Source organism: Streptoalloteichus tenebrarius, from assembly GCF_024171885.1.
GTDB lineage: Bacteria > Actinomycetota > Actinomycetes > Mycobacteriales > Pseudonocardiaceae > Streptoalloteichus > Streptoalloteichus tenebrarius.
Genome location: NZ_JAMTCP010000050.1, coordinates 36,167 through 46,512, shown reverse-complemented (window position 1 = coordinate 46,512; position 10,346 = coordinate 36,167). Strand labels below are relative to the sequence as shown.

Sequence of the window (10,346 nt, the reverse complement as noted above, 5' to 3'; positions counted from 1 at the left end):
CATCTCACGGTGCGGGCCAGGCCGCCCGCGGACCCGGCCCGCGCTGGTCGTTGCGGACAAGGGCTACTCGTCCACGAAGATCCGCTCCTCCCTGCGCAGGCGAGGCATCACAGCGGCCATCCCGGAGCGGATCGACCAGATCAACGGCCGTCCGCGCAGGGGTGAGAGCAGATGCCGGCTCGACCGCGTGGCCTACCGGCGTCGCAACGTCGTCGAGCGCTGCTTCAACCGGCTCAAGCACAACAAGGCCCTGGCCACTGGCTATGACAAACGAGCCCGGCATTATCAGGCCATGGTCACTCTCGCCTGCCTACGACTCTGGCTGCCCTGACTTTGCGGACACGACCTAGGCCGAGCCGGGTGATCGCGGACAACGGCTACTCCCGCCGAGCGATCGCTTCTACCTGCGTCGGCGCCCGTATCCCGGCGGCCATCCCCGACCACGTCGACCAGCGGGACACCCGCCACCGGGGGTGGGCCGGCGGGCGCCCGCCCGCCCCCGACCCGGGCGTCTACCCGCGCCGTGACGAGGTTGCGTGTTGCGTCAGCCGGCTCGAACAGGGGCGCGCTCTCGCCACCGGCTATGCCGAGATCGTCACCTCCTACCGACGCATGGTCGATCTGGCCACCCTGCTCATCCGGCTGGGAGGACAGGCCCCAGGCCCTCTACGCCCAGGGGGTGCGGACAACTGCGCCGGGAGCTGACCTGCGCGCGGCGCACCGGACGGACGTGCGGCGTCCGCACCGCCAGACCCGGCAGCGCGCACCTCGCACGGCGTCCCCTGTGGCTGTGATCAGCATCCGTCCCGCCGAGGCCGGTGACCGGGCCGCGCCGGGTCACCGGGAAGGTGCTCTGATCATCGGGACCCGCATTTCACCCTGGCAACGTGGCGGTGTCGAAACACCATGGCCTGCCGCGTCAGTACTTCCCCGAAGCACGGACTTGTCCGTCCATAGTCGTGAGCACCTGGACGCGGTCGCTGCCGGGTGGGCAAACCGTGTCGCGGTGGTCCAGGGGATCCACCCGCAGGGGTGGGTCTCCTGCCGTTCTCGGGGCGTTCCGGGTCACTTGTGTGGCCGGATTGTCGTGGGGTGCGGGCAGACTTCCGCCTGGCACGATGACCACGGACTGGGGGACGCCATGACGTTGACCATGGACCGCTACTACGCCGAGCTGGAGGCCGAGGGCGGCCGCTTCGTCGAGGCGTTCGACGGCGCCGATCTCGGCGCGACCGTCCTGACCTGTCCCGAGTGGACGCTGGCGCAGTTGGCCGAGCACGTGGGGCAGGCCCACCGGTGGGCGGCGCACGCCGTCACCACCAGGGCCACCGGGATGCCGGCCTTCGAGGACGTCCCGGACGTCCGGCTGCCGGAGGGCGCGGCCGAGCGCGTCGACTGGCTGCGGGCCGGCCCCCGCCGGCTCGTGGCGGCGGTGCGGGAGGCCGGGCCGGACGCGCCCGTCTGGAACTGGTCGCAGGACCACCGCGCCGGCTTCTGGGTCCGGCGGATGCTGCACGAGACCGTGGTGCACCGGGCGGACGCCGCGCTCACCACGGGTCGGCCGTTCGCGGTCGACCCGGAGGTCGCGGTGGACGGGCTGGACGAGTGGCTGGGCTTCCTGTCGCTGCCGGCGATGCTGGAGCGGAAGCCGGGCCTGCGGGCGGAGACCACGCGGACGCTGTCCTTCGTCGCGACCGACGTCGGGGACGACCTCGCCGGCCGGTGGTCGGTGCGGCGCGGCCCGGACGGCGTGACCGTCCAGCGCGGCGGGTCCGACCCCCGTGGGGCCGACGTCACCGTCCAGGGGCCGGCCGCCGACCTGTGGCTGGTCGCCGTGCGCCGGCTCCCGGTGGCCGACGCGGCCGTGGAGGTCAGCGGCGACGTGTCGGTGCTCGACGACTGGCTGGCCAACTCCGCCTTCTGATCTCCGCCGGTCCGACTCGTGCCCGGCGGGTGCCACCCGCCGGGCACGCGGGCCGGGTCGGGCGGGCGCCGGGCCGGCGGGCGGGGCCAGCCGGGCGGCGGACCAGGCGGGTCAGTCGGTCGGCGTGAGCCCGCTGAGCGCGCCGGGACCCGTCAGCGCGGCCATCGCCATCCGGTGCAGCAGGACGGCCATGGCGTCGCGGTCCAGGTGCTTGCTGTGCGGGGTCGAGTTGAGCAGGCCGAACACCGCGTGGGCCGCCGCGCGGGCGGTGGGCTCGTCGGTCGCCGGCACGACCTCGCGGATCACGTCCACCCACACCTCGACGTACTGCCGCTGGAGCGCGCGGACCCGCCGGCGGTCGTCCTCGGCCAGGTTCGCCAGGTCGCGCTCGTGCACGGTGATCAACGCCTGGTTGTCCAGCGCGAAGTCGACGTGCCAGCGCACCAGCTCGGTCAGCGCCTCCTCGGGGCCGCCGGCCAGCTCGACCCGGCGCCGCCCCCCGGCGAGCAGCTTCTCGCTGATCGCGACGAGCATCTCGCCGAGCATGGCGTCCTTGCTGCGGAAGTGCCGGTACAGGCCGGGTCCGGAGATGCCGACGGCCGAGCCGATGTCGTCGATGCCCACGCCGTGGAAGCCGCGGTGGGCGAACAGCTCCGCCGCGGCGGCCAGGATCTGCTCTCGGCGGGTGGGCTTGCGCTGCTCGGAGGGGGCGGCCTCGGCTGTCGTCGACTGGCGCGTCACCCCGCCATGCTAACCGGGAGTTAGCCGCCGTTAACCCACTCCCACCTGGTGGAAGTGGCCGCCGCCACCCGCGTTGGCCTCGTCACCTCCCTGCGGGCACCGCGCTGCCCGGCGGGTCTCCGCTCCTCTCCCCGGCTCCCCCCGTCGGCCGTCCACTCCTCGGGTCGTCCTGCCCTCCGAGGGCTGGACGACCCGGTTAGTGGGCGTTAACATCAGCTCGCGTTAACGACCGCTAACAGTGGACGCCGTCGAAGGCGCCCGGACCGGGAGTCGCGACCACGTGATGGATGCGCCAGTCCTGCGCAGCTCGGCCGACCCGTCGGCCGAGGGATTCCTCCGCAACGTCGAGGAGCACACCGCGCTCGTCGCGGATCTGGGCAAGCACCTCGCCGCCGCCCGTCTCGGCGGCCCGGAGCGCGCCCGCCAGCGGCACGTCGACCGAGGGAAGCTGTTGCCGAGGGACCGGGTCGACGCCCTGGTCGACCCCGGCTCGCCGTTCCTCGAACTGTCCCCGCTGGCCGCCCACGACATGTACGAGGGGGAGGCCCCCGCCGCCGGCATCATCACCGGCGTCGGCCGGATCGCCGGCCGGGAGTGCGTGGTCGTCGCCAACGACGCCACCGTCAAGGGCGGCACCTACTACCCGATGACGGTCAAGAAGCACCTCCGGGCGCAGGAGGTGGCGCTGCACAACAACCTGCCGTGCGTCTACCTCGTCGACTCCGGCGGGGCCTTCCTGCCCCGGCAGGACGAGGTCTTCCCCGACCGCGACCACTTTGGCCGGATCTTCTTCAACCAGGCCACGATGTCCGCCAGGGGCATCCCGCAGATCGCCGCCGTCATGGGGTCCTGCACCGCCGGCGGGGCCTACGTCCCGGCGATGAGCGACGAGGCCGTGATCGTCCGCGACCAGGGCACGATCTTCCTGGGCGGCCCGCCGCTGGTGAAGGCCGCCACCGGCGAGGTCGTCACCGCCGAGGAGCTGGGCGGAGGCGCGCTGCACTCGCGCACCTCCGGCGTCACCGACCACCTGGCCGAGGACGACGCGCACGCCCTCCAGATCGTCCGCTCGATCGTCGGCACGCTGGGGCCGCGCGCCCCGCGCCCATGGACCGTCGAGCCGACCGAGGAGCCGGTCGTCGACCCCGACGAGCTGTACGGCGCGGTGCCCACCGACTCCCGCACCCCCTACGACGTCCGCGAGGTGATCGCGCGGATCGTGGACGGCTCGCGGTTCCAGGAGTTCAAGCGGGAGTACGGGACGACACTGGTCACCGGCTTCGCCCGCATCCACGGCCACCCCGTCGGCATCGTGGCCAACAACGGCATCCTGTTCGGCGAGTCGGCGCTCAAGGGCGCACACTTCATCGAGCTGTGCGACCAGCGGTCGGTGCCGCTGGTGTTCCTCCAGAACATCACCGGGTTCATGGTCGGCAGGGAGTACGAGGCCGGCGGGATCGCCAAGCACGGCGCCAAGATGGTGACGGCCGTGGCGTGCGCGCGCGTCCCCAAGTTCACCGTGGTCATCGGCGGGTCGTTCGGCGCGGGCAACTACTCCATGTGCGGCAGGGCGTACTCGCCCCGGTTCCTGTGGATGTGGCCCAACGCCAGGATCTCCGTGATGGGCGGGGAGCAGGCGGCCTCCGTGCTCGCCACCGTCCGCCGCGACCAGGTGGAGGCGCGGGGTGAGGAGTGGTCGGCCGAGGCCGAGGAGGAGTTCCGGCGGCCCATCCGGGAGCAGTACGAGCACCAGGGCCATCCCTACTACTCCACGGCGCGGCTGTGGGACGACGGCGTGATCGACCCGAAGGACACGCGCACCGTGCTCGGGCTGGCGCTGTCGGCCGCGGCCAACGCGCCGCTGGAGTCGGTCAGCTACGGCGTCTTCCGGATGTGAGGGGCATGTTCGACACCGTTCTCGTGGCCAACCGCGGAGAGATCGCGGTCCGCGTCATCGCCACCCTGCGCCGCATGGGCATCCGCTCGGTCGCCGTCTACAGCGACGCCGACGCCGACGCGCGGCACGTCAGGGAGGCCGACACCGCCGTCAGGCTCGGGCCGGCGGCGGCGCGGGAGAGCTACCTGTCGATCGAGCGGATCCTCGACGCCGCACGGGTTTCCGGCGCGCAGGCCGTCCACCCCGGGTACGGCTTCCTCGCCGAGAACGCGGCCTTCGCCCGCGCCTGTGCCGACGCGGGCCTGGTGTTCGTCGGCCCGCCGCCCTCGGCCATCGACGCCATGGGCGACAAGATCCGCGCCAAGCGGACGGTCGAGGCGGCCGGCGTGCCGGTCGTGCCTGGTCGCAGCGAGCCGGGCCTGACCGACGACGACCTCGTCGCCGCCGCGACCGAGATCGGGTTCCCCGTGCTGCTCAAGCCCTCCGCCGGCGGTGGGGGCAAGGGCATGCGCCTGGTCACCGAGGCCGGGCAGCTCGCGGACGCCATCGCCGGCGCCCGCAGGGAGGCCGCCTCGGCCTTCGGCGACGACACGCTCCTGCTGGAGCGGTTCGTGTCCAACCCCCGGCACATCGAGATCCAGGTGCTCGCCGACGCGCACGGCGAGGTCGTGCACCTGGGCGAGCGCGAGTGCAGCCTCCAGCGCCGCCACCAGAAGATCATCGAGGAGGCGCCGTCGCCGTTCCTCGACGAGGAGACGCGCCAGCGGCTGGGCGCGCACGCGGTTCGCGCCGCGCGGTCCGTGGGGTACGTCGGAGCGGGGACCGTCGAGTTCATCGCGGCCGGCGACGACGCGTCGGGGCACCAGGTCTACTTCATGGAGATGAACACCCGTCTCCAGGTCGAGCACCCGGTGACCGAGCTGGTGACCGGCCTCGACCTGGTGGAGCTCCAGCTCAGGGTGGCCGCCGGCGAGCGACTCCCCCTGAGCCAGGAGGACGTCCGCCTCACCGGGCACGCCGTGGAGGCGCGGATCTACGCCGAGGACCCGGCCAGGAACTTCCTGCCGACCGGCGGCACGGTCCTGCGGCTGCGGGAGCCCGACGGGGTGCGCGTCGACTCGGGCCTGGTCGAGGGGCAGCGGGTCAGCAGCGACTACGACCCGATGCTGGCCAAGTACGTCGCGCACGGCGCCACCCGCGACGAGGCGCTGCGCCGGCTGCGCGACGCCCTGTCCCGGGCCGAGATCCTCGGTGTCACCACGAACATCCCCTTCCTGCGGGCGTTGTTGGCCGACGAGGACGTCGTGGCCGGCCGGCTGGACACCGGGCTGGTCGAGCGCCGGCTCGACCAGTTGGTCCGCGCCGACCTCCCCGACGAGGTGCTCGTCGCGGCCGCCATGGAACGGGCGCTGGCGCTGGAGCCGTCCGGCCCGGTGGTGGACCCGTGGGACGTGCCCGGCGGCTGGCGGATCGGCGAGCCGGCGTGGGCGACGTGGCGCATCGAGACCGCCGACCGGCCGGCGGTGGAGGTGCGGGTGCGCGGGCGCGCCGCCAACGCCGAGGTGGTCGTCGGCGACGCCGGGCCGGAGCCGGCCCGGGCCCGATGGCAGGACGGCGACCTCCTGCTCACCTACCGCGGTCGCGTCCGGCGGTTCGGCTGCGCCAGGGACGGCGACGTCACCTGGCTCGGCGAGGACGGGCACACCTGGGCCCTGACCGAGACCGAGCGGCTGGCCGCCGCCCGGCACGAGACCGCGGCCTCGGGCGGGCCGGTGACCAGCCCGATGCCCGGCACGGTGCTCGTGGTGAAGGTCGCGGCCGGCGACGCCGTGGTCGCCGGGCAGCCGCTGCTGATCGTGGAGGCGATGAAGATGGAGCACACCATCACCGCCCCCGTCGACGGGGTCGTCTCCGAGCTGCACGTGCGGGCCGGGCAGTCGGTCGGCCTCGGCCAACCCCTGGCAGTCGTCGCCCCCCACGAGGAGGCGTGAGCATGGGAGCAACGATGGACCACCGCCTGAGCGAGGAGCACGAGGCGCTGCGCAAGACCGTCGAGGAGTTCGCGCGCGAGGAGGTCGCGCCGGTCATCGGCGACTTCTACGAGCGCGACGAGTTCCCGTACGAGATCGTGCGCCAGATGGGCAGGATGGGCCTGTTCGGGCTGCCGTTCCCCGAGGAGTTCGGCGGGATGGGCGGCGACTACTTCGCGCTGTGCCTGGCGTTGGAGGAACTGGCCAGGGTGGACTCCTCGGTGGCGATCACCCTGGAGGCCGGGGTGTCGCTGGGCGCGATGCCGATCTACCGGTTCGGCACCGACGAGCAGCGCGCCCGCTGGCTGCCCGCCCTGTGCGCGGGGGAGAAGCTGGCCGCGTTCGGCCTGACCGAGCCGGGCAGCGGGTCGGACGCCGGCGGTATGCGCACCACCGCCCGACTCGACGACGACGAGTGGGTCATCAACGGCACCAAGGCGTTCATCACCAACTCGGGCACGGACATCACGGCGCTGGTGACCGTCGCCTGCGTGACCGGGCGGACCGAGAACGGGCGCCCCGAGTACTCGTCGATCATCGTGCCGGCCGGCACCCCCGGCTTCACGGTGTCCAAGAAGTACTCGAAGGTCGGCTGGAACGCCTCCGACACCAGGGAGCTGTCCTTCGCCGACTGCCGTGTGCCGGCGGAGAACCTGCTCGGCGAGCGGGGCCGCGGCTACGCCCAGTTCCTCCAGACCCTCGACGAGGGCCGGGTCGCCATCGCCGCGCTGTCGGTGGGCCTGGCGCAGGGCTGCGTGGACGAGTCCCTGCGCTACGCCAAGGAACGCGAGGCGTTCGGCCACCGGATCGGCGAGTACCAGGCGATCCAGTTCAAGATCGCCGACATGGAGGCGCGGGCGCACACCGCCCGCCTGGCCTACTACCACGCGGCGGCCAAGATGCTGCGCGGCGAGCCGTTCAAGAAGGAGGCCGCGATCGCGAAGCTCGTCGCCTCCAACGCGGCCATGGACAACGCCCGCGACGCCACGCAGGTCTTCGGCGGCTACGGCTTCATGAACGAGTACCCGGTGGGCCGGTTCTACCGGGACGCCAAGATCCTGGAGATCGGCGAGGGCACGAGCGAGGTGCAGCGCATGCTGATCGCCCGTCAGCTCGGCCTCTAGGCCGGACGGTCGCCCACCCGACGGCGCCGCGCGCTCACCCGGAGCGCGCGGCGCCTCGTCGTGTCGTGGGACGCCTGCCTCCCGATCCGGTCCGTGGTGGTACAAATCGAGGGCGTCGATCTTGTGCCCGCCGGCCGGGACGGGGCGACGCCGACCGCGAGGCGGTCGGGTACCGGCCGCGCGACCGACGGTCGCCGCGGGTGTCGAGGCGTGGGTGTCCCCGGTGGCATCCGGAGGTGTTCGTGAGCGCGCTGACTCCTCTTCCGGCCGCGCGACGGCGGGTGCGGGTGTCCCGCAGGACACCGGAGGCGTCCGTGTGCGATCCTGGTTTCTTCTTCGCTTACGGACGCCGATCGGGTGCGGGTGTCCCGCAAGGCACAGGGGCGTTCGTGGGCGATCCTGGTTTCTTCTTCGCTTACGGACGCCGATCGGGTGCGGGTGTCCCGCAAGGCACAGGGGCGTTCGTGGGCGATCCTGGTTTCTTCTTCGCTTACGGACGCCGATCGGGTGCGGGTGTCCCGCAGGACACAGGAGGCGTTCGTGGGTGACGCTGACTCCCTCCCCGACGAGCGCCAACCGGGCGCGGGTGCCGCGTCGGTCGCGCCGGGCGCGACCGTGGCGAAGAAGGTGCGCGTCGAGCTGGGGGACGTGCAGGAGACGCTGCTGATCCCGCTCTACGGCCGCGCGGTGGAGAGCACCAAGCGCCGGCCCATCCTGCGCGACCCCAAGGCCGTCACGATGGTGCGGACCATCGACTACGACTTCGGTCGGTTCGCGGGGAAGCGGAGCCTGGTCGGCTCGGTCCTGCGCACCGCGTTGTTCGACGTGTGGGTGCGCCGGTTCCTCACCGAGCACCCGACGGGGACGGTCGTGGAGGTCGGCGCCGGCCTGAACACCCGGTTCGAGCGGCTGGACAACGGCGTCGCGCGGTGGGTCGAGATCGACCTGCCCGACTCGATGGCGTTGCGGCGCCGGTTCTTCGAGGAGGACGAGCGGCGCCGGATGCTCGCCGCGTCCGTCCTGGACCCGTCCTGGGTCGAGGTGGTCCGGCAGTGCCCGGGACCGTACTTCTTCGCCGTGGAGGCCGTGCTCATCTACCTGCCGAGGGACCAGGTGCGGGAGGCGCTCGGGCTGGTCGCGCGGAACTTCCCCGGTTGCCGGCTGGCCTTCGAGACCGCGTCGCGGCACATGGTCGAGACCCAGGACCGGCACGACGTGCTCGCCGACATGGCCGCCTCGTTCCGGTGGGCCTGCGACGACGTGCGCGAGCTGGCCGAGTGGGACCTCGACGTGCGGGTGCTCGACAGTCGCACGATCGCCGAGCCGCCGCCCGAGCTGCGCCGCCAGCTCCCGTGGGGGTACCGGGCCTGGTTGCCCGTCCTGCGGAAGCTGCGGCCGGAGCGGTTCGACGGCTACCCGTGCCACCTGGTGCAGCTCGGTCAGTGAGGGCCGGTGAGCCGTGGCTCGGTCGGTGAGCCGTGGCTCGGTCGGTGAGGCGGCGGCTCGGTCGGTGAGGCGGCCGGGCCGGTCAGCGCCCGACGGCGGCCTCGCCCGTGGTGAGCGCGGCCAGGCGGCGCAGGCGCTCGGCCTCGGCGCCCAGCAGGCCGAGGAGCAGGAGGTCGACGGCCAGCCCGCCCAACGCGGCGAACTGCGCGTCGGCGAACTGGAAGACCTGCGTCACCAACAGCGAGACGAGCACGGAGAGCTGGAAGGCGCGGATGGCCGCGTGCCGGTCGCGGCGCAGGCGCACCAGGCCGCCCGCGATGAGCAGCGCCGAGACGATGCTGCCCGTGACCACGCCCCGGAATCCGACCAGGCTCGTGCCGTCGCCTTCCACCCGGCCCTGGACCGCGACGGCGAGCGCTCCCAGCGCCTGGACGACCAGCAGCACCACCACGGCGACGCGGACCGCGTGGCGCGCGGCGAGCCGCGTGAACGCGCGGCGCAGTGCCTGTTTGGCGGCCAGCACGGGCGCGGGCAGCTCCACGGCGTCGGGGGAGCACGCGGCGACCAGCGCGCCGGCCTCGGCGATCCCGGGGACGTCCCCCGCGTTGCGGAGCTGTCCCTCGGCCTCGGCCCTCCGGCGCGCCGACAGCCCGCCGGCGACGCCCTCCACCGCGTGGTCGACCGCGTTGGCCAGGTGTTCCCTGGGGTCCAGCGGGCGTTTGCGGTGCAGGGTGTGCACCGCGAGCACCACGGACGTGAAGATCACGTACATGATCGCGGCGGACGGGCGGAAGAAGTAGTCGTTGTCCAGGGTGACGAACTTGCCGACCTCGTCGATGAACAGGCCGAACCCGATGCCGCCGAGCACCGCCGCCGCCGGCCGGACCACGGGGCCGACGTAGGAGAGCAGCAGGAACAGCGCGACCAGCATCAGCAGGCCGCCGGGGAGGACGTGCGCGATGTGCAGGGTGCGCCCGCCGATGCGGGGATAGCCCGTCAGCGCGAGGTAGCCCCTGGTGACGAGGACGGTGCTGACCCCGGACACGACGAACGTGTCGAGGTGGGTGGGCGCGTGCGCGTTGCGCACCAGACCCAGTCGGAGCAGACGTGAGGAGCGCCCGGCCATGCGTCCCACCGTAGTCGCGCCGTTCGCCGGCCGTTCGCCCTCCGGTCGTCGCTTGGTT

9 protein-coding genes are annotated in these 10,346 nt (G+C 73.0%); 7 read left to right on the top strand and 2 right to left on the bottom strand.

Features of this window, described 5'->3' with window-relative positions:
* From LX15_RS27995 to LX15_RS27985, 3 genes are all read left to right on the top strand, one after another.
* Positions 1-331, top strand: a 331-nt coding sequence (locus LX15_RS27995; RefSeq protein ID WP_253673214.1) for a transposase, incomplete at its 5' end; no start/stop codon positions are given.
* A gap of 29 nt (positions 332-360) precedes the next feature.
* Positions 361-705 carry a hypothetical protein gene (locus LX15_RS27990; protein WP_253673213.1) on the top strand — a complete coding sequence of 115 codons (345 nt, stop codon included), beginning with the start codon at positions 361-363 and terminating at the stop codon, positions 703-705.
* A gap of 436 nt (positions 706-1,141) precedes the next feature.
* The gene (locus LX15_RS27985) at positions 1,142-1,924 is read left to right on the top strand and encodes a maleylpyruvate isomerase family mycothiol-dependent enzyme (RefSeq protein ID WP_253673228.1); all 783 of its coding nucleotides are present in this window, start codon (positions 1,142-1,144) and stop codon (positions 1,922-1,924) included.
* A 111-nt stretch (positions 1,925-2,035) separates the two neighbouring features.
* Here the strand turns inward: LX15_RS27985 and LX15_RS27980 are convergent, their stop codons facing one another.
* Complete coding sequence (locus tag LX15_RS27980) at positions 2,036-2,665, bottom strand: SACE_7040 family transcriptional regulator (RefSeq protein ID WP_253673211.1); 630 nt, start codon at positions 2,663-2,665, stop codon at positions 2,036-2,038.
* 283 nt (positions 2,666-2,948) lie between these two features.
* Between LX15_RS27980 and LX15_RS27975 the strand changes: the two genes are divergently transcribed.
* The 4 genes from LX15_RS27975 to LX15_RS27960 all read left to right on the top strand — a co-directional run bounded on the left by LX15_RS27975 (position 2,949) and on the right by LX15_RS27960 (position 9,162).
* Positions 2,949-4,562 (top strand): carboxyl transferase domain-containing protein, encoded by a 1,614-nt coding sequence (locus LX15_RS27975; protein ID WP_253673209.1) that lies wholly within the window; start codon positions 2,949-2,951, stop codon positions 4,560-4,562.
* A gap of 5 nt (positions 4,563-4,567) precedes the next feature.
* Complete coding sequence (locus tag LX15_RS27970) at positions 4,568-6,553, top strand: acetyl/propionyl/methylcrotonyl-CoA carboxylase subunit alpha (protein WP_253673207.1); 1,986 nt, start codon at positions 4,568-4,570, stop codon at positions 6,551-6,553.
* A 2-nt stretch (positions 6,554-6,555) separates the two neighbouring features.
* The gene (locus LX15_RS27965) at positions 6,556-7,716 is read left to right on the top strand and encodes an acyl-CoA dehydrogenase family protein (RefSeq protein WP_301305380.1); all 1,161 of its coding nucleotides are present in this window, start codon (positions 6,556-6,558) and stop codon (positions 7,714-7,716) included.
* A 540-nt stretch (positions 7,717-8,256) separates the two neighbouring features.
* The gene (locus tag LX15_RS27960) at positions 8,257-9,162 is read left to right on the top strand and encodes a class I SAM-dependent methyltransferase (RefSeq protein WP_253673205.1); all 906 of its coding nucleotides are present in this window, start codon (positions 8,257-8,259) and stop codon (positions 9,160-9,162) included.
* An 82-nt stretch (positions 9,163-9,244) separates the two neighbouring features.
* Here the strand turns inward: LX15_RS27960 and LX15_RS27955 are convergent, their stop codons facing one another.
* Positions 9,245-10,288 (bottom strand): hypothetical protein, encoded by a 1,044-nt coding sequence (locus LX15_RS27955; RefSeq protein WP_253673203.1) that lies wholly within the window; start codon positions 10,286-10,288, stop codon positions 9,245-9,247.
* Positions 10,289-10,346 lie beyond the last annotated feature (58 nt).

Excerpts from the sequence above, each read along its gene's own strand:
- LX15_RS27975 (WP_253673209.1), top strand. The coding sequence starts at position 2,949 with ATGGATGCGCCAGTCCTGCGCAGCTCGGCCGACCCGTCGGCCGAGGGA.
- LX15_RS27955 (WP_253673203.1), bottom strand. The coding sequence starts at position 10,288 with ATGGCCGGGCGCTCCTCACGTCTGCTCCGACTGGGTCTGGTGCGCAAC.
- LX15_RS27985 (WP_253673228.1), top strand. The coding sequence starts at position 1,142 with ATGACGTTGACCATGGACCGCTACTACGCCGAGCTGGAGGCCGAGGGC.
- LX15_RS27970 (WP_253673207.1), top strand. The coding sequence starts at position 4,568 with ATGTTCGACACCGTTCTCGTGGCCAACCGCGGAGAGATCGCGGTCCGC.
- LX15_RS27965 (WP_301305380.1), top strand. The coding sequence starts at position 6,556 with ATGGGAGCAACGATGGACCACCGCCTGAGCGAGGAGCACGAGGCGCTG.